Below are 18888 nucleotides of genomic sequence, written 5' to 3'. Positions count from 1 at the left end.
CGCGCACTGGCGTGCGCGGCGATCGGCGCGCTCGGCGCTGGATACCCTTCGGCCGAAAGCTTTCCGCGATGCGAAGAGCCCGTGGGCTCCGATCGCCTGCGTCGTCAACCATCGTCGCACGGGCTCTGCCATCGCGACCGTCTCCAGGCGCGGCAAGACGCGAGCCCGGTCCGTCGTCGCTCTGGCGAGCGGAGAGCGGGGCCCCAGATTCCCGTGGATTTCCGCATTCGCGGGAATGACAAAAAGAGCCGTACGGCGGCGGCGGCGCGGGCGGGACGCACTGTGTGCCGTCGCACTCGCGTGCTCGGCGATCCAACGCGTCCGACGGTGACGCGTCGTCCGCTGGATATCCGGCGCGTATCGTCCGCGCTCGCTCAATGCCGGGACGGAAGGACGGTTCTCAGTTGCGGCGCCGCCGAGGCGCGGCGAGGCGCGAGCCCGACGGGATGCGGGCCGCCGGCCGGCGCCTAAGGCGTACCGACGAGCGAACGTCGTGGCGACCGCCGGCGGCACACGCCCGGCCGGCTCGATGCAACGCCGCGCCCGCCCACCAGAAGATCACGGGACCATCGATGTCAGTTGACGCCACGACGAGGCGCGTCGAGGCGTGAGCCCGCCGGGATGCGAGCCGCCGGCCGGCCGCTAAGGCGTACGGAAGCGTACGTCGGACGGCCGGCGGCACACGCCCGGCCGGCTCGATGCATCGCCGCGCCTGCCCGCCAGAAGATCACGGGACCATCGATGTGAGTTGACGCCACGACGAGGCGCGGCGAGGCGCGAGCCCGCCGGGATGCGGGTCGCCGGCCGGCGCCCAAGGCGTACCGACGAGCGTACGTCGTGGCGACGGCCGGTGGCACGCGCCCGGCCGGCTCGATGCAACGCCGCGCCCGCTCCTAGAACCGGTAACTGAGGCCGGCGTCGGCGGTGATCAGCGTCCGATGCGGCTTCGTCTGCGGGAAGTGCGCCGTGATCCGTCCGACGACCGCGAGCGTGCGCCAGACCGTGAGCTGTGCGTCGACCCCCGCGTGAAGCCCCCAGACGGTCTCGTCCTTGTCGGCGGCGACCGCGAGGTCCCCGGCGGGAACACCCGGCCGAATCCGGTAGATCCCGACGCCCCCGAAGAGGCCCGACGTCCAGGCGGACTCGACGAAATCGTACGACGTCGACAGCAGGCCGTAGTCGATTCGGTCGCGCAGGTCCTCCGGGCCGACGACCGCCGTGTCACCGCTGCCGACGCTCTGGCCGGCGTTGTGCGCGGCGACGTTCATCCGCCCGACGGTCCCGCGCAGGACCACCTGTTCCTCGACCGCGTACTGGAGCCACAGGTTGACGTCGCTCCGGTCGAATTCGCTGAAACGGAAGTTCCGCTCGGCGGAGTCGACGAGGCCTCCCGACGCGCCGACGCCGAACACGGACGCCTGGGCGCGCGCGGCGCCGGACGAGAGCACGATTGCCACGAAGAACAGGGGCGCGATCCGGAGAATTCGCACGCGGCCTCCTTTGACGCGACGACTCTAACCTCCGCGCGGGAGGAGAATCAACGGCGACTGCCGGTATACGGCGCGCGGCGCGAAGGCGTCGCGCAACGGCGGGAGGGGGACTCGGATAGAATCCCGCCCGATGAGTGAGGCGCATCGCGCGGCACGCCCCGGAGAGGACGCGTGATCGCCGCCGTCCGACCCGTTCTCGAGCGCTTCTCGCAGTTCGTTTTCCCTCCCGCCTGCTGGGCGTGCGGCTCCGGACGCAGCCGCGCCCGCGAAGGGGGGATCTGCGCGGCATGCTGGGGCTCCCTTCCGCGCCCGGCCGGTATCCGGTGCGCGATCTGCGACCTGCCGATCGCCGCGGCCGGCGCCGACGAGCTGGAGCCGCCGCGCTGCGGCCGCTGCCTCGCCGATCCGCCCGACTACGATTCCCTCCGGTGTCCCGCCGTTTACGCGGGAGCCGCCGGAGAAGTGCTCAAGGCGTTCAAGTACGCCGGGGTCGACTATCTCGCTCCCGCGCTCGCCGGATTCATGGCCGGGGCGGCGGCCGCAGCGCCCGCCGACGCCGTGATCGCGCCGGTGCCGTCGACCCGCCGCGAGCGCCGCGGCCGCGGGTTCTTCCCCGCCGCGGAGCTCGCCGCCGAGCTCGCGCGCGCGACCGGACGGGGGCTCGCCCCGCGCCTGATCGTCAAGACGCGCGAGACGGAGCGCCAGGCGGGCCTCCCGCTCTCGCGGCGCGCCGAGAACGTCCGCGGCGCGTTCCGCGCGGGATCCACCCCGGCGCCGGTGCTCCTCGTCGACGACGTCGCCACGTCCGGGGCGACGCTCTCCGCCTGTGCCCGCGCCCTGAAGAGGCGCGGCGCGCCGCGCGTCGACGCCGTCGCGTTCGCGCGCGCCCTGCCGGAGGTCCCGTGAGTCTCTTCGACCGCGCCGTCGCGGCGAGCCTTCCTTTCGTGCCGTCGCCGGTCATCCGCAAGGTCGCTTCGCGCTACGTCGCCGGCGAGACCCTCGCCGACGCGCTCGACGCCGTGTCGCGGCTCAATCGGGAAGGAGCGTCGGCGACGCTCGACGTCCTCGGCGAGGACGTCACGCGGCGCAAAGAGACGCGGTTCTTCGTCGAGGAATATCAGCGGGCGCTCGCCGGGATCGCCGAGCGTCAGCTCGACTCGAACATCTCCGTCAAGCTCTCCGCGATGGGGCTGAAGTTCGACCCGGAGCTCGCCTGGGAGAACTTCCGCGAGGTCGCGGCGGACGCCCGCCGGCGCGGCAACTTCGTCCGGATCGACATGGAGGACTCGTCGGTCACCCAGGCGACGCTCGATCTCTTCCGCCGGGCCCGCCCGGAGTTCGACAACGTGGGAATCGTCCTGCAGGCCTATCTCCGGCGGACCCAGGCGGATGTCGCGCGCGCGATCGCCGAACGGTGGAGCGTCCGGATCTGCAAGGGTATCTACGTCGAGCCTCGGGAGATCGCCTTCCGAGATCCGGACCTCATCCGCCGCAGCTACGCCTATGCCGCCGACCGGATGCTCGAGGCCCGACTCCCGGTCGGGATCGCCACCCACGACGAGGCGATGGTTCTCGAGGCGCTCCATTCGATCGAACGGCACGGCGCCCGCCGGGAGGACTACGAGTTCCAGATGCTGATGGGGGTCGCCGTCGGCCTCCGGCGCCTCATCCTCCGGCAGGGGCACCGCCTGAGGGTCTACGTCCCGTTCGGAACTTCCTGGAAAGGCTACTCTTTGCGCCGGCTCAAGGAAAATCCGGCGATCGTCCGCCACGTGATCGCGGGGATGTTCCGGCGGGAGGGCGGCTTTTGACTTCCCTTTGGGTCCGGTATACGCTCCTCGCTGGATCGATATGAGCCGAGTACGCGGGTCCGGCTTGATCTTGGTTTTGTCGCTCGCCGCGGCGTCCGCCGCCTCGGGAGAGGCCGCCCCCGTGGCCGGAATCGTCAAGCATCTCCAGGTCCCCATCCCCGGAGCGCTCGTCTTCGTCTATGGCGTGTCGGACGCGCGCTTGAACCGCGCGCGCACCCAGCCGGACGGGTCGTTCCAGGTCGAGTCCGTGCCCGCCGGAGTCTACGACGTCATCGCCTACAAGACCGGCTTCTATCCGTCCCTGATCCGGCTGTGGCATCAGTCGACGCCCGCGGTCTCGACGATCGCGATCGACCTCGTCCCGGCGAAGGCCCCGGCGCTCGGCAAGAGCGAAGTCGACGTGTGGTCCTGGCGCGACCGGCTTCCCGCCGACGTCCTCCGCGAGATCACGTCCGAATCGGCGGCCGAGCCCTACCGAGCGACCGCGGCGGAACAGATCCGCCTGGCGCGGGTCGTCAACGGCGACGTCTCGAACCGCACGAACGTCGCGGGCTCGGGCGGGGGGTTCTCGCGGACCGAAGCGAACCTCTTCGGCAGCCTGCCCGGCGCGCTGCAGTACTCCTTCCGCGGCTCGTACGCGTCGCTGACTCCCGACCATGACGTTTCGCGCCTCGCGGAGGGAACCGCCCGCGACGGCGTTCTCCTGATCGCGGCTTCCCCCGACACCGGCCTCGCGCTGACCTACGCGGGACGCAACTTCGCGTCGCCCGACGGCGTGCCGGCCTCGCTCCAGCGGGAAGCGGTGCGATTCGACCACGAGTTCGAGACGGCGGGACGCATGGAATGGTCGGTGTCGCGGCGCTCGGACGACGGGTTCGACCGGGCGACGTCGGTCGCCGCGGAGCGGCTCCCGGCGGCGACGCGGCAGGACGAGATCCGCGGCCGGTGGTCGCGGGAAACCGAGGAAAGCCGCGCGGCGGTGACGCTCCAGGTGTACCGCCGCGCGCTCTCCGACTCCGTCGATCCGGGAGACCCGCGCCGCGGGTCTCTGCTCGACGCCGGCCTTTCGGCCGCCGCGGAGCGCTCGGTCGGCGGACCTGTTTCCGTGGGCGCCCGCGTGAGCGCCCGGGCCGGATCGGCCGGGTCGGTCGTCTCTCCCGGCGGCCTCGTCCGGCTGCGGCTCGGAAGCGACGCGTCGCTCGTGATCTCCGCCGCGCGCGGCGTGTCCTCCTCCCCCGCCGGAGTGCTCGCGGCGTCGGCGCCGCGCGTCGTCTCCGGCGACGAGTGGCAGACGGCCGTCTCCTCCGACGCCTCGGCGGCCCTCACCGTCGGGTCGGGGCGCGACGGCACGCTCGAGCTCCGCGCGAGCGCCTCCGACATCGCCGAGCCGCTCCGCCTCTACTTCGACGGCGATCTGCTGCTGGACGTCGGCAGCATCTATCTCTTCGATGGGAACCGGCTCGAAAAGCTTTCCGGATCGGCGTCCGCGCGACTTTCGGACCTCTTCGACGGAGCGGTCACGGCCGAGACCGGGTGGATCTCGGGGCGCCTCGCCGACTCCTCCCGGCAGGCGTTCGCGCTCGCGTCGAGCGACGGGAGCTACTATGCGGGCACCGCCTCGGTCACGCTGCGTCCCACGCGCACCGATGTATCGTGCGCCCTTCGCCGGGTCCGGCAGGTCCTGCAGGGCGACGCGTCGCGCGCCGAGAACTACTCCGAGATGTTCCGCGTTTCGGTCGGCCAGGACCTCACCGTCCTCGGCTTCGACCCGTTCGGCTCGGCCTGGCGGCTGATCGTCGCCTACGAGACGGACGCCACGCCGCTGGCCGATCCGGCCGTCGAGGAGACCGCGCTGCTGAAGCATCGCTTGATGGGCGGCCTTTCGGTCTCGTTCTGACCCTTGCGCGGGGCGCCCCGCCCCGGAGGATCCGACCCAAATCAGAACTTTCGCAGGGGAAAAGACTTCCAAAGTTTTGGATGTCATCCGAACGGTTGAATGAAACCGATTGAACCCCGGAACGCCCCGTCGTCAATCGTTTAAAAACACGCGACTTGCCGCGATCCGAATCGTCGGACCGATGGCACCCGCGTTGCTGAATGGTCTCGCCGAATGCGAGAGCTGAGGAAATTGCTCCTGGGAGCGGGTTTCCTCCTTTTTCTCGGAGGCGCTCTCGCCGTCGCGTTCCTTTCGTTCCAGCGCAAGATCGAGTCGTTTTCGCGGATCGAAATGAACGCGCGGGCGGGACGCGGCGAGATCGAGGTGATCACGCCGCCGGATCCGGAATCGACGGCGTCGACGCTCCGCGCCGGAGACCGGATCGTCCTCGTCGACGGGCAGCCCGTCGCCGGCCTCGCCGACCCGCTGGGCACGCTCTCGAGGCCTCCGTTCCCCCACGCGCTCGCCGTCGTCCGCGGCAACGAAGTCGCCGAAGCGGCCACCGGCGCGCCGGCGCCGCGCATCGACCTCCCGTACCTCTTCCTCGCGTTCGTCGGGATCCTCTACCTTCTGATCGGTCTCGTCACACTCGGCCGCGAGCGGACGACGGCGACCGCGCTTTTCACGCTCTTCTGCGTGAGCTCGTTCGCGATCGACGTCCTGACCCCGTCGGGCCCCGTCGACGGAATCTGGAAGACGATCTGGCTGGCGGAGGATTTCTACCGCGCTCTCGCTCCGGCGCTCCTCCTGCACTTCTTCCTCGTGTTCCCGCGTCCGGCCCGACGACGGGCGGCCGCGATCTACCTGCTCCCGGCGCTCTATCTCGGCGGGCAGATCGCGCTCTCGGTGCCGGGAGCCGTCTCCGCGCCGCGCCTTTCGTTCTGGGTCGAGCTCCTCGAGCGATTCTGGCTCTTCTACTTCGCCGCGTACACGGCCGCCGCCATCGTGCGCATCGTCAACGCGGCGCGCAACCGGGCCGACGCTTCGTCGCAGCGACAGGCGCGCTGGATCGCGCTCGGCACGACGTTCGGCCTCTCGCCGTTCCTGCTGCTCTACGTGATCCCGCGGGCGTTCGGGCTGTCGAGCACCTGGGCGGCGTGCGCGGGCGTCGTGCCGCTCGTCTTCGTGCCGCTCGGCTTCGCGTATGCGCTCTGGCGCTGGCGTCTCTGGGACGTCGACATCTTCGCGCGGGAGGCGGTCGCCACGACCGCGGCGGTCTTCCTCGGCGCCGCGTCGTTCGTCGTCGTCAACACGCTCCTGAACCGCGTGCTCGTCGGCTTCGCCTCGGAAGCGAAAAACCTCCTCGCGTTCGGGTCGGGCCTCTTCCTCGCCTCCCTGCTCGTTCCGGTCAAGCGCCGGTTCTCCAACGCGATCGAGCGGATCCAGTACGGGGAGACCTACCGCGCCCGGCGCGCGCTCCTCGACTTCTCGCGCGAATGGCGCGGAGTTCGCGACACCGCGCTGCTGGCCGAAGCGCTCGCGTCGGCCGTCTCCGAGGCGCTCAAGGTCTCGCCGTGCCGGCTCTTCCTGTTCGACCGCCCGCTTCCGCCCGGGATCTCGGGCGAGGCGCTCCTCGAGAAGCTTTCCGCCGCCGATTCCATTCGGATCCGTTCGGTCACGTTCCCGTCGGGCGAAGACCTGACGTTCCTCCGCCTCCACGACGACGGCTATCGCCATCTGCTGGCGCTGAAGTCGGGAGGGCGGGTCGTCGGCGCCCTCGCGGTCGGAACGAAGGAAGGGAAGGTCCCGCTGTCGAGCGAAGACCACGCCCTGCTGGCGACCGTCCTCGCGCAGGCCTCTCTCGCCGTCGAGAACTCCGAGCTCTATCGCGCGCTCGAGCGCCGCATGGACGAGATCCGCGGCCTCCAGGAATTCCAGGAGGGGGTGATCCGGTCCTCCTCGGCCGGGATCGTCGTGCTCGACGCGGGCGGACGGCTCGTCTCGGTCAACCCCGCCTTCGAGAAGCTGATCGAAGCCGCCGAGAAGGACCTGGTCGGGCGGCCGCTCGCCGAGATCCTTCCGGAGATTCCGGCCGGAGAGCTCGACGGGGGGACTGCCGAGCGTTCGTTCGACGTGCAGACGGCGAACCGGCGCGGCGAGGCGCGGATCTACCGCATCTCCGCGTCGCCGCTGCGCGGCTCCGCGACCTCTCGCGTCGTCATCTTCGACGACATCACCGAACGGATCGCGCTCGAGAAGGGGCTCTCCGAGAAGGAACGCCTCGCCTCGCTCGGCGTGCTGGCGGCGGGAGTGGCGCACGAGGTCAACACGCCGCTCGCCGGCATCTCCTCGTACGCCCAGATGCTGCTCGCCGACACCGACCACGCCGATCCCCGCTACGCGATCTTGAAGAAGATGGAGCGCCAGACCTTCCGCGCCTCCCGGCTCGTCGGAAACCTCCTCGAGTTCGCGCGCGGACGCCACGGGACCCACGACGCGGTCGACCTCGCCCGCGTCCTGCACGACGCGATCGAGTCCTCGGAGCCGGCGTTCGCCGCCCGCGCGGTGCGGGTCGAGGTCCGCGGAATCGGCTCTCCCCTGCCGTCCCGCGGCGACGCCCGCGAGCTCGAGCAGGTGTTCGTCAACCTCCTCATCAACGGGCGCGACGCGTCGCCGGACGGCGGGACCGTCGAGGTGAGCGTCGCGGCGGAGCCGGAGCGCTGGAGGACCGAGATCGCCGACCGGGGGAAGGGCCTGACGGAGGAGGAAGCGCGGCGCGCCTTCGAGCCGTTCTTCACGACGCGCCAGTCGGGAGGGACCGGTCTCGGCCTCACGATCGCGCGGGAGATCGTCGAGCGGCACGGCGGCGAGATCCGCCTCGCGCCGCGCGAAGGCGGGGGCGCCGTCGCGACGGTCTTCCTTCCACGGGCGTGAGGGCGCGCGGGGGACGCCCCGGTTAGAATGAGCCGATGAACGTCCTGGTCGTCGACGACGAAGAGGTCATCCGCGACGTCCTCTCCTCGCTGCTGGCGCGGGAGGGACACCGGGTCCGCGAGGCGGCGACGGCCGCCGCCGCGCTCGCCGCCGCCGAAGAGGAGTCCTTCGACGTCATTCTCCTCGACCTGATGCTCCCGGACCGGCCGGGGATGGACGTCCTGCGGGAGATCAAGCGCCGCGACCCGGAGGCGGTCGTCGTGGTCGTCACCGCGTACTCGTCGATCGAGAGCGCGATCGCCGCGATGCGCGAGGGGGCCTTCCACTACATCCCGAAGCCGTTCCAGAACGAGGAGGTCGTTCTCACGGTCCGGAAGGGGGGCGAACAGCGCCGTCTCGCCGAGGAGAACCGGAGGCTCCGGGACGAGCTCTTCCAGCGGCGCGGCCTCGACCGAATCGTGGGGAAATCGCCGCCGATGCAGCGCGTGTTCGAGCTCGTCCGGATGGCCGCGCCCTCGAAGTCGACGATCCTGATCGAAGGCGAGTCGGGGACCGGCAAGGAGCTCGTCGCGAAGGCGATCCACCATCTCTCGCCCCGCGCGTCGAGCGCGTTCGTGACGGTCAACTCCGGGTCGATGCCGGCCGACCTGCTGGAATCGAACCTCTTCGGCCACGTCCGCGGCGCCTTCACCGGCGCGATCGCGCACAAGAAGGGCCTGTTCGAGGTCGCCGACGGCGGCACGCTGTTCTTCGACGAGATCGGGACGATCTCGCTCGAGACGCAGGCCAAGCTCCTCCGCGTGATCCAGGAGCGGGAATTCATGCGCCTCGGCGCGACCGACACCCAGAAGGCGGACGTCCGGATACTCGCCGCGACGAACGTGGACTTGAAGCATCTCGTGAGCCAGGGAAGGTTCCGCGAGGACCTCTACTACCGCCTCTGCGTGATCCGCATCACGCTCCCGCCTCTGCGCGACCGGAAGGAAGACCTGCCGCTGCTCGCCGAACACTTCCTCCGGTACTACGCGGCGGAGAACGGCAAGAAGGTCCAGTCGATCGAGCCGGACGCGATGAAGGCGCTGTTCCAGCACCAGTGGCCCGGAAACGTGCGCGAGCTCGAGAACGCGATCGAGCGGTCGGTCGTCCTGAGCGGCGGCGGCGGGATCACGACCGACCTGCTGCCGGAATCGGTGTTCGCGGCGGACGAGCCGTCGGCGGTGTCGATCCCCGCCGAAGGGCTGTCGTACCGCGAAGCCGTCGAGAACTTCGAGCGCCGGCTCGTCGTTTCGGCGTTGAAGCGCGCCGGGGGGGTGCAGAAGAAGGCGGCCGAGCTCCTGAAGACCCGTCCGACGACGCTCCACGAGATCATCAAGCGTCTCGGGCTGTCCTCGCGGGAATCCGCCGCGCCGGAGCCGGTGGACGACTCCCCCGTTCCCGCCGCGAAGTAGGCGGCGTCGCCGGCGTTCGGCCTTCTTCCGGCAGCTTCAGCGGACCAAACGCTATCTTCGCTGGGCGAAGACGAATCTCGGTTTCGAAAAGTCGAAGGCGCGGCGAGGCGCGAGCCCGGCGGGATGCGGAGACACGGCCGGCCGTGAAGGCGTACCGACAGCCGTACGTCGAGCGGCCGGCCGGGGCTTCGCGCCCGCCCGGCTCGATGCATCGCCGCGCTAGCTTTTCCGGCGGACGAGGACCAGAGTCCGATCGTCCCCGAACGGCACGTCCTCGGCGAACTGGTCCAGATCGCGGAAGAGCGCCGTGCCGATCGCCTCGAGCGGGTCTCCCCGCTTGGCCGTGGCGAAGGTCGAGAGCCTCTCGACGCCGTACTCCTCCTCCTTCGGGTTGTTCGCCTCGGTGACGCCGTCGGTGTAGAGGAGCAGCAGGTCTCCCGGAGAGAGCCCGATCGTCGTCGACTTGTACGGCTGCGGAAAGAGCGCGAGGGGCCGGCCGTGGGTCGGGAGGAACTGGATCTCGCCCGCCGATTTCACCCAGAGCGGCGGATTGTGCCCCGCGTTCACGTACTCGACCTCTCCCTTCTCCCGGTCGATCAGGAGAAAGAAGGCCGTGATGAAGCGACCTTCGGCGGTGCGGGCGGCGAGCCGCTCCGAGATCCGAGTGACCATGGTCGCGAGCGGCATGGACTCGTCGGCCCACGCCGAGAACGTCGCCTGGAGCCAGGCCATCAGGAGGGCGGGGCCGACCCCCTTGCCGCAGACGTCCGCGATGACGGCGTAGAGCTTCCCGTCCGGCCGCTGCCGGAAATCGTAGTAGTCGCCCGAGACCTCCTTCGACGGGATGTTCGCGCCGAGGAGCTCGTAGCCGGGATACTCCGGAGCCTCGTCCGGGAGGAGCTTCTGCTGGATCTCGCGGGCGAGGTAGAAGTCGCGCTCCATCCGCCGTTTCTCGGCGGCCTCGAGCGTCAGCGCGGCGTTCTGGATCTTCGCGGCGGCGACGTTGGCGAGCGAGGTCAGCAGCCGCAGGTCGTCTTCCGTGTAGGTCTTCTTGCCGAGGCGGCTGTCGACGTAAATCAGGCCGACGACGTTCCCCGCGTTCTCCAGCGGGGCGGCGAGGATCGACTTGATTCCGGAGATGCGGATCGACTGCGCCATCGCGACGCCGTCCATCTGGCCGGCGTCCATCACCAGGAGACCCTGTCGTTTCTCGACGACCGTCGACACGAGCGTCTGCGACAGGCGGATCTCGTCTCCGCCGACCCCGTCCGCCGTCCGCGCGAGCGCGGTCTCCAGAACGTCGCCGCGCTTCAGGAGCACGACGCCGCGGTCGGGTTTGAGGCACTCGAACACCTTTTCCATCAAAAAATTGAGCATGTCGCCGATCGGGACGTCGCGGATGAGCTCGAGCGTCATCTCGTTGACGACGCGCATCGACTCGACGAGCTTGGCGAGCTGCGTGGCCGGGAGGTTCGGGTCTGTGTAGTGCGGCTGGACGCGGAGCAGCGAAGCCTCCGCGCGGAAGACCGTGGAGTCGTGCGGATCGAACCGCTGGGCGGGGTCGATCTGAACCTGCGTGGTCGAGCTCCGCGAGACGGTGAGCGTGCACGCGCCGATCGTGATCCGGTCGCCCTCGCCGAGCGGGCGGACGGAGGTGAGGCGCTCGCCGTTGAAGAACGTGCCGTTCCGGGAATCGAGGTCCTCGACCGAGAGCCCGTCGCCGTCCTTGAGGATGCGGGCGTGCCGCCGCGACAGGCTCTTGTCCCCCAGGACGACGTCGTTGAAGGAGGAGCGCCCGATCGTGATCACGGGCTTGTCGAGGGGAATTCGGCGAGGCTCTTCCCCGGGGACCTCGATCTTGAGCGTGAACATCGCTCCCATTCTAACGTGACCGCGCCCGTCCGAGCGGCGGGGAGTTTCGGAAACGCTTGAGCGGACGGGAATTTTTGTTTACAATACGCGTTTCGGCTTGAACGGAAGAGAAAGAAGATGAAAAAGAACATCCATCCCGAATATCAGGAAGTTCTCGTCCACTGCGCGTGCGGCGAGACCTTCACGACCCGCTCGACCAAGAAGGAGCTCCGGCTCGAGATCTGCAGCAAGTGCCACCCGTTCTTCACGGGCAAGCAGAAGCTCGTCGACTCCGCGGGGCGCGTCGAGCGGTTCCAGAAGCGCTATCAGAAACGGGCCTGACGGGAGGCCGGCGGTGTCCTCCGACGCCTACGCGCTCAATCCCGACATGCTCGTCGGCGGACAGGCAGTGCTCGACGGCGTGATGATGCGGTCCGCCAGCGGCTTCGCCGTCGCGGTACGGCGCCCCGACGGGACCGTGGCCGTGGACCGCGACCGGGTCGCGTCCCCCGCCGCGCGCGTTGCGCTCCTCAAGCTGCCCGTGCTCCGCGGCTCCGCCGTGCTCCTGCAGTCGCTCTTCCTCGGATTTCGGGCGCTCTCGTTCGCCGCGCACCACGCGACCGCCGAGGCCGAACGGCCGGACGGCTCGAGCGACAAGGCGACGTCGGCGGCGATCGCCGGGGCGATGGCGGTCGCGGTGCTCTTCGGGGTCGGGCTCTTCCTCTTTCTCCCCCTGCTGCTGACGAACCTCGTGAAGGGACACCTCGCGCCGGGAATGGGGACGTTCGCCTTCAACGCGCTCGACGGCGGCATCCGCGTCGTCCTGTTCTTCGGGTATCTCCTCGCGATCTCGCGCATGCGCGACATCCAGCGGGTCTTCGAATACCACGGGGCCGAGCACAAGGTCGTGTACACGTTCGAGGCGGGCGAAGACCTGACCGTCGAGAACGCCCGCGGCAAGTCGCGGCTCCATCCCCGATGCGGAACGTCCTTCCTCCTCTTCGTGCTCGCGCTTTCGGTCGCGCTCTTCGCGTTCGTCCCGGCGTCGGCGCCGCTCGCGGCCAAGCTCGCCTCGCGGCTCGTCCTGATCCCTGTGATCGCGGGGCTCGCCTACGAGACGATCCGATTCTCGTCGAAGCACGTCGACCATCCCGTCCTGAGGCTCCTGATCGCGCCGGGACTCCTGCTCCAGAAGATCACGACGCGCGAGCCGGACGACTCCCAGATCGAGATCGCCCTGACCGCGCTCCGCGAGGCGCTCCTCTTCGACTCCGCCGACGGGGCGCTCGCCGCCGTTTTGTAGCGGCTCCTCCCGATCTTCGGGCGCGCGCGCCCGCCCCGGAACCCGGAACGAGGAGAACGCTCATGATCGAAAAGCTCCAGGAAATCGAAAATCAGTACGCGGCGATCCAGCGCCGCCTCGAGGACCCGAACGTCGCGCAGGACTATTCGGCCGTGCGACAGGCGCAGAAGGCGCTCTCCGAGTTCGAGCCGATCGTCGAGAAGTACCGCGCGTACCGGAAGGCCGCCGCGGACCTCGAGGGCGCCCGCCAGATGATGGCCTCGCTCCCCGCCGGCGACGAGCTGCACGCGATGGCGGCGGCGGAGGCCGAGGAGCTGCGCGGGAAGCTCGCCGCCCTCGAGGAGGAGCTTCGGCTCCTTCTCGTGCCGCGCGATCCGAACGACGCGAAGAACGTCATCCTCGAAATCCGCGGCGGCACCGGCGGAGAGGAAGCCTCCCTCTTCGCCGCCGACCTGCTCCGGATGTACCAGCGCTACGCGGAGGGCCGCGGCTGGAAATTCGAGGTCATCGACCTCGAGGAGACGGGGCTGCGGGGCGTCAAGTCCGCGACGGCCATCGTCGAGGGAGAGGGAGCGTACTCGCGCCTCAAGTACGAAGGGGGCGTCCATCGCGTCCAGCGCGTGCCGCAGACGGAAGCGTCGGGCCGCATCCACACCTCGGCCGCGACCGTCGCGGTCATGCCGGAGGCGGAGGACGTCGACGTCGAGGTGCACGAGAAGGACCTCCGCGTCGACCGGTTCTGCGCGTCGGGCCCGGGCGGGCAGGGAGTGAACACGACGTACTCGGCGGTCCGGCTGACCCACCTCCCGACGGGCATCGTCGTGCAGTGCCAGGACGAACGCTCGCAGATCAAGAACAAGGCGAAGGCGCTGCGCGTGCTCAAGGCGCGCCTCCTCGAGGCCGAGCAGGAGAAGCAGCAGGGGTCGATCGCCGCCGAGCGCAAGAAAATGGTCGGGAGCGGCGACCGCTCCGAGAAGATCCGCACCTACAACTTTCCGCAGTCGCGCGTGACGGACCACCGCATCGGGGTGACGTCGCACCGGCTCCAGGAGATCCTCGACGGCCGGCTCGACGAGCTCGTGGAGCCGCTCACCCGGCACTTCCGGGCGGAGAAGCTCAGGGAGCAGCTCGCGCGGGCCTGACGGACCCGGTATGACGAGCGTCGCGAGCCTCACCCGGGAGCGGGCCGGCGCCGACCCCGACGGGCGACGCGACGCCCGCATCCTCCTCGCCCACGTCCTCGGCCGCCGCTCTCCCGGAGCCCTCGACCCGGAAGGGCCCGTCGCCGCCGCGGAGGAGGAGCGCTTCCTCGCCCTCTGGGAGCGGTACCGGCGCGGCGAGCCGGTGCAGTACCTGATCGGCGAGTGGGACTTCTTCGGCCGGACGTTCCGGGTCGACCCCCGCGCCCTCATCCCGCGGCCCGAGACGGAGCACGTCGTCGAGGAGGCTCGCCGGGAGGCGCCGGCGCCGCGCCGGATCCTCGACCTCGGGTGCGGCTCCGGCATCCTGGCGGTCACGCTCGCGCTCGAGTTCCCGGCCGCCGTGGTCGTGGGGATCGACCGCTCCCTCGCCGCGCTCGCGCTCGCCCGGGAGAACGTGCGCGAGCACGGCGCCGGACGGCGGGCCGCGCTCGCGGCGTCCGACTGGCTCGCGGCGATCGGGCCCGGGCGATTCGACCTCGTCGTCTCGAATCCCCCGTACGTGGCCGCGCAAGAGCGCGGAGCGCTGCCGGCCTCCGTGCGGGAGTTCGAGCCTCCCGAGGCGCTCTTCTCCGCCGCCGACGGTCTCTCCGACATCCGGCACCTCCTCGCGGCGGTTCCCCGGGTCCTCGTTCCCGGCGGGGCATTTCTCTGCGAGATCGGTTTCGGCCAGAAGGACGCCGTCGCGCGGGAGGCGGAGGACGCCGGCTGGGAGATCCGCCGCTTCGCCGCGGACCTCGCCGGAATCCCCCGCGTGTGCGTGCTCCGGCGGCGCTGACGAGGTTTCCAGCCGATTGCTGAAAAAAGGGTCCGCAGCGGGGTTGCGAGCGCCGCGGGCTCGACTGCAAGACGCCGCGCCTCGGGCGTGTCCGGCCGCATCGTCCATCGGCCTCCGCCGGGGCTCACCTTCGCGGAAGCTTCCTCCTTCGCTGAACCGTCGGCGGGACGAACCGGCGACAGCCGGCGCGGCGACAAACCGGTAAGATCGCGCGCGATATGGGGCGGCCATGCTGAGTCCGGGCGAACGTCTCGGGCCCTACGAGATCCTGGCGCCGCTCGCGTCCGGCGGGATGGGCGACGTCTACCGGGCGCGCGACTCGCGCCTCGAGCGCGAGGTCGCCGTCAAGGCCCTGCCGGAACGGCTCGCGAAGGAGCCCGCATCCGCGGCGCGCTTCGCCCGCGAAGCCCGCGCGATCGCCGCCCTGTCGCATCCGAACATCCTCGCGATCCACGACTTCGGCGTCGAGAACGGGCTCGCCTACTCGGTCACCGAGCTGCTCGAGGGGGAGACGCTCCGGCGCCGCCTCGACCGCGGTCCGCTGCCGCTCCCGCGCATCCGCGAGTACGCTCTCGCGATCGCGGCCGCGCTCGGCGCGGCCCACGAGAGAGCGATCGTGCATCGGGACGTGAAGCCCGAGAACGTCTTCCTCACGAAGGAGGGGGGCGTGAAGGTCCTCGACTTCGGCGTCGCCAAGCGCACCGAGCCCAAACCGGACACGGCCGACTCGACGGCCGACACGGAGCCGGGCATGCTCGTCGGGACGATCGGCTACATGTCGCCGGAGCAGGTCCGGAGCGAGCCGGTCGACGCGCGCAGCGATCTGTTCTCCCTCGGCTGCGTTCTCTACGAGATGATCACCGGCAGCCGCGCGTTTCGGAAGCCGACGCCGGCGGACACTCTCGCCGCGATCCTCACCGAGGACCCGCCCCCGATCGACGCGCGGGCGACCGGGTGTCCTCCCGAGCTCGTCCGGCTCGTCGACCACTGCCTGCGGAAAGAGCGGGAGGCGCGGTTCCAGTCCGCGCGCGACCTGGCATTCGCTCTCGAGAGCGCGGCCGGAGCCGCGCGGACGGCGCGCCCGGCGCGCCGCCGCAGCTCGATCGCTTCCCTCGCGGTCCTGCCGTTCGTCGAAGGATCCGGCGATGCCGCGCGCGAGTACCTCGCCGACGGCCTCACCGAAGACCTCATCAACACGCTCGCGCGCCGGGCGAAGGCGCGGGTGATCGCGCGGAGCTCCGTCTTCCGGTGGAAGTCGGCTCCCGCCGATCCCCGCGCCGTCGGGCGCGAGCTCGGCGTCTCCGCCGTCGTGACCGGCCGCGTGACCGTGCGCGACGGGGAGCTCGACGTCCAGGCGGAGCTCGTCGACGTCGAGGACGGCGCGCAGCTCTGGGGCGAGCGCTTCCGCCGCCCCGAGAGCGACCTGCTCGCGCTCGAAGGAGAGATCGCCGCCGCGATCGCCGCCCGGCTCGGGCCGCGGCCGCGCTCGCGCGCCCCCGTCGCACGCCCCGCCTCCGCGTCGGCCGCGTACGACCGGTACCTCCGCGGCCGGTTCGAGTGGAACCGCCGCACGGAGGAAGGCTTCGAGAAGGCCCTCGCGCTCTTTCAGGAGGCGATCCGTCAGGACCCGGGTTTCGCGCTTGCCTACGCGGGCATCGCCGACGCGTACGTCTTCCTCGGCGGCTACGGGCACCTCCCCCCCGAGATCGCGTACCCCCGCTCCCGCGCGGCCGCCGAGAAGGCGCTCGCGCTCGAGAGCTCGGCCGACGCCCACAACTCGCTTGCGAGCGTGCTCCACCGCTTCGCGTGGGATTTTCCCGGCGCCGAGCGGGAGTTCCGCCTCGCCCTCGCCGACAACCCGGCGCACGCGACGGCGCACCATTGGTACGGCCTGTTCCTCCTGACGATGGGTCGCTTCGCGGAGGCGTGGGAGGAGGTCGAGCGCGCGAGCGCCCTCGACCCGCTGTCGCTCGTCGTTCGCCAGGATCGAGGCTACTTCCATTACTGCCGCCGCGACTATGCCGACGCGGAGCGAGTCTTCCGGAGCATGCTCGCGGGCGAACCGGAATTCCCCCGCGCGCGCTTCGACCTCGGAATCACGCTCGTCCTGCGCGGATCGGCCGAGGAAGGCGTGTCCGAGATCCGCCGCGCCGCTGCGGCGTCGGGCGAACGCCCCCGGGCGATCGCGACGCTCGCGTGGGCGCTCGCCGCCGCCGGCAGACCGGACGAAGCGAGGGCGCTCGTGCGCGGTCTGGACGCGCCGGCGTTCTCGGTCGCGCTGGTCCACGCGGCGGCCGGCGAGGGGGACGCCGCCTTCGCGGCGCTCGGCCGCGCGGTCGAGCGGCGGGAGGACGCGGTCGTGTCCCTGCTCGTCAACCCGAGGGTCGATCCGCTCCGCGGCGACGCTCGCTTCGACGCGCTGTTGAAGCGCGTCGGGTTCCCGAAGGGAGCGCGGCCCGCGGAGTAGAATCGCGCCGTGGACAAGTTCCGAATCGAGGGCCCGTCGCGTCTCGAAGGATCGGTGCGCATCTCCGGAGCGAAGAACGCGGCGCTGCCCGCCTTCGCGGCGGCGCTCCTGACGCGCGAGCCGGTCCGGCTCCGGAACGTGCCGAAAGTCGCCGATCTCCGCACGATGGCGAAGCTCCTCGCGCGCATCGGCGCGCGAGTCGAGTTCGAGGACGGGATGGCCGTGATCGAAGCCGCGTCGATCGACACGCCCGAGGCGCCGTACGACCTCGTGAAGACCATGCGAGCGTCGGTGCTCGTCCTCGGGCCGCTCCTCTCGCGGACGGGGCACGCGAAGGCCTCCCTCCCCGGCGGATGCGCGATCGGCGTCCGGCCGATCAATCTCCACATCGCGGCGTTCGAAAAGCTCGGCGCGGAGGTTTCGCTCGAGCACGGCGACGTCGAGGCGCGGGCCGGACGGCTGCGCGGCGCCGATTTCTTCTTCGACCAGGTGTCGGTGACGGGAACGGAGAACGCGATGCTCGCGGCGGTCCTGGCGGAGGGAACGACCCGGCTCGAGAACGCGGCCCGCGAGCCCGAGGTCGTCGACCTCGCCCGACTGCTCGTGAAGATGGGCGCGAAGATCGGCGGGGCGGGCGAGAGCGAGATGGTGATCGAGGGCGTCGAGCGCCTGCACGGCGCCGAGCACTCGATCCTTCCCGACCGGATCGAGGCGGGGACCTACGCCGCCGCCGCCGCCGCCACGCACGGGGACGTGCGGCTCGAGAGCGCCGACCCGTCCACGCTCCTGGCGCCGCTGGCGAAGCTCCGGGAGATGGGGGTCCTCGTCGCGGAGGAGCCCGGCGGCTTCCGGGTCACCGGCAACGGGGCGTTGAGCGCGTGCGAGCTGACGACGGCTCCCTATCCCGGCTTCCCCACCGACCTGCAGGCCCAGTTCCTCGCGCTTTCGACGCAGGCGAACGGGACCTCCGCCGTCACCGAGAACATCTTCGAGAACCGCTTCCAGCACGTGCCGGAGCTCGCCCGGATGGGAGCCCGCATCTCCGTCGACGGCCGGCGATCGCGTGTCGAGGGGCCGTCGCGGCTCCTCGGCGCTTCCGTCATGGCGACTGATCTCCGCGCGTCGGCGTCGCTCGTGATCGCCGGGCTCGCCGCCGAAGGCACGACGATCGTCGACCGCATCTACCACCTCGACCGCGGCTACGACCGGATGGAGGAGAAGCTGAACGCGCTCGGCGCGCGCGTCGGGAGGTTCCGATGAGCGACTGTCTGTTCTGCCGGATCGTGGCGGGGGACGTGCCGTCGAAGAAGGTGTTCGAGGACGAAGCGACGTTCGCCTTCGAAGACGTCGCGCCGCGCGCTCCGACCCACGTGCTGATCGTCCCGCGCGAGCACGTGGACACGATCGCCACCGCGTCGGACGAGGCCCTCGTCGGCCGGGTCTTCCTGACGGCCGCGCGCGTCGCCCGCGAGCGCGGGCTCGACAGCTACCGGCTCGTCGTCAACAACGGCCCGGACGCGGGGCAGACGGTGTTCCACCTGCACGTGCATCTGCTGGGAGGGCGGACGCTCTCCTGGCCTCCGGGGTAGCCGGCGCGGACCATACGCGCCGTTACACGGTTCCGGCGGGCCGGCCGTCGGAACGACGTACGGCTCCGGTACGCCTTAGCCGCCGGCCGGCCGGAACCGTCTTCCAGCACGTCTGGCCGCGCTTCAGCGTTGTCTCGAGTGA

14 protein-coding genes are annotated in these 18888 nt (G+C 70.7%); 12 read left to right on the top strand and 2 right to left on the bottom strand.

All coding sequences use genetic code 11. From position 1 onward, the window contains the following. Positions 1-893 precede the first annotated feature (893 nt). Positions 894-1490: a hypothetical protein gene (locus tag VKH46_06405; protein ID HKB70459.1), complete on the bottom strand. Its 597-nt coding sequence runs from the start codon at positions 1488-1490 to the stop codon at positions 894-896. Positions 1491-1661: 171 nt separating this feature from the next. On the opposite strand from VKH46_06405, the gene VKH46_06400 reads away from it, so the two are divergent. From VKH46_06400 to VKH46_06380, 5 genes are all read left to right on the top strand, one after another. Further along, entirely contained in the window at positions 1662-2396 is a 735-nt protein-coding gene (locus VKH46_06400; protein ID HKB70458.1) for a double zinc ribbon domain-containing protein, read from the top strand. Beyond that, positions 2393-3301: a proline dehydrogenase family protein gene (locus VKH46_06395; GenBank protein HKB70457.1), complete on the top strand. Its 909-nt coding sequence runs from the start codon at positions 2393-2395 to the stop codon at positions 3299-3301. Before VKH46_06400 ends, VKH46_06395 begins: the two co-directional genes overlap by 4 nt. 64 nt (positions 3302-3365) lie before the next feature. Further along, positions 3366-5198 carry a carboxypeptidase-like regulatory domain-containing protein gene (locus tag VKH46_06390; GenBank protein ID HKB70456.1) on the top strand — a complete coding sequence of 611 codons (1833 nt, stop codon included), beginning with the start codon at positions 3366-3368 and terminating at the stop codon, positions 5196-5198. 213 nt (positions 5199-5411) lie between these two features. Beyond that, on the top strand, positions 5412-8111 hold the full coding sequence (locus VKH46_06385; GenBank protein ID HKB70455.1) for an ATP-binding protein: 2700 nt from the start codon (positions 5412-5414) through the stop codon (positions 8109-8111). Between the two features lie 35 nt (positions 8112-8146). Continuing rightward, positions 8147-9559, top strand: coding sequence for a sigma-54 dependent transcriptional regulator (locus tag VKH46_06380; protein HKB70454.1), 1413 nt, complete (start codon positions 8147-8149; stop codon positions 9557-9559). 219 nt (positions 9560-9778) lie between these two features. Here the strand turns inward: VKH46_06380 and VKH46_06375 are convergent, their stop codons facing one another. Continuing rightward, positions 9779-11431, bottom strand: a complete 1653-nt coding sequence (locus VKH46_06375) for a SpoIIE family protein phosphatase (GenBank protein HKB70453.1) — start codon at positions 11429-11431, stop codon at positions 9779-9781. Between the two features lie 117 nt (positions 11432-11548). Between VKH46_06375 and rpmE the strand changes: the two genes are divergently transcribed. The 7 genes from rpmE (at position 11549) to VKH46_06340 (ending at position 18746) form a co-directional block, all read left to right on the top strand. After that, positions 11549-11752 carry a 50S ribosomal protein L31 gene (gene rpmE / locus VKH46_06370; protein ID HKB70452.1) on the top strand — a complete coding sequence of 68 codons (204 nt, stop codon included), beginning with the start codon at positions 11549-11551 and terminating at the stop codon, positions 11750-11752. A 13-nt stretch (positions 11753-11765) separates the two neighbouring features. After that, the gene (locus VKH46_06365; protein ID HKB70451.1) at positions 11766-12713 is read left to right on the top strand and encodes a DUF1385 domain-containing protein; all 948 of its coding nucleotides are present in this window, start codon (positions 11766-11768) and stop codon (positions 12711-12713) included. A gap of 62 nt (positions 12714-12775) precedes the next feature. Then, positions 12776-13855 carry a peptide chain release factor 1 gene (gene prfA / locus VKH46_06360; protein HKB70450.1) on the top strand — a complete coding sequence of 360 codons (1080 nt, stop codon included), beginning with the start codon at positions 12776-12778 and terminating at the stop codon, positions 13853-13855. Positions 13856-13865: 10 nt separating this feature from the next. Further along, complete coding sequence (prmC, locus tag VKH46_06355; protein ID HKB70449.1) at positions 13866-14690, top strand: peptide chain release factor N(5)-glutamine methyltransferase; 825 nt, start codon at positions 13866-13868, stop codon at positions 14688-14690. Between the two features lie 229 nt (positions 14691-14919). Next, a complete protein-coding gene (locus VKH46_06350; protein ID HKB70448.1) occupies positions 14920-17157 on the top strand; it encodes a protein kinase in 2238 nt (745 codons plus the stop codon). A gap of 9 nt (positions 17158-17166) precedes the next feature. Next, positions 17167-18417: a UDP-N-acetylglucosamine 1-carboxyvinyltransferase gene (murA, locus tag VKH46_06345; protein ID HKB70447.1), complete on the top strand. Its 1251-nt coding sequence runs from the start codon at positions 17167-17169 to the stop codon at positions 18415-18417. Next, a complete protein-coding gene (locus VKH46_06340) occupies positions 18414-18746 on the top strand; it encodes a histidine triad nucleotide-binding protein (protein HKB70446.1) in 333 nt (110 codons plus the stop codon). Before murA ends, VKH46_06340 begins: the two co-directional genes overlap by 4 nt. Positions 18747-18888: the final 142 nt, after the last annotated feature.

The sequence above is a fragment of the Thermoanaerobaculia bacterium genome (assembly GCA_035260525.1).
Classification (GTDB): Bacteria; Acidobacteriota; Thermoanaerobaculia; order UBA5066; family DATFVB01; genus DATFVB01.
This window is presented reverse-complemented; position numbering and strand designations above follow the sequence as displayed.

Coding starts and splice junctions, on each gene's coding strand:
- VKH46_06385 (HKB70455.1), top strand. CDS start 5,412: ATGCGAGAGCTGAGGAAATTGCTCCTGGGAGCGGGTTTCCTCCTTTTT.
- VKH46_06380 (HKB70454.1), top strand. CDS start 8,147: ATGAACGTCCTGGTCGTCGACGACGAAGAGGTCATCCGCGACGTCCTC.
- VKH46_06375 (HKB70453.1), bottom strand. CDS start 11,431: ATGTTCACGCTCAAGATCGAGGTCCCCGGGGAAGAGCCTCGCCGAATT.
- rpmE (HKB70452.1), top strand. CDS start 11,549: ATGAAAAAGAACATCCATCCCGAATATCAGGAAGTTCTCGTCCACTGC.
- prfA (HKB70450.1), top strand. CDS start 12,776: ATGATCGAAAAGCTCCAGGAAATCGAAAATCAGTACGCGGCGATCCAG.
- prmC (HKB70449.1), top strand. CDS start 13,866: ATGACGAGCGTCGCGAGCCTCACCCGGGAGCGGGCCGGCGCCGACCCC.
- VKH46_06350 (HKB70448.1), top strand. CDS start 14,920: ATGCTGAGTCCGGGCGAACGTCTCGGGCCCTACGAGATCCTGGCGCCG.
- VKH46_06340 (HKB70446.1), top strand. CDS start 18,414: ATGAGCGACTGTCTGTTCTGCCGGATCGTGGCGGGGGACGTGCCGTCG.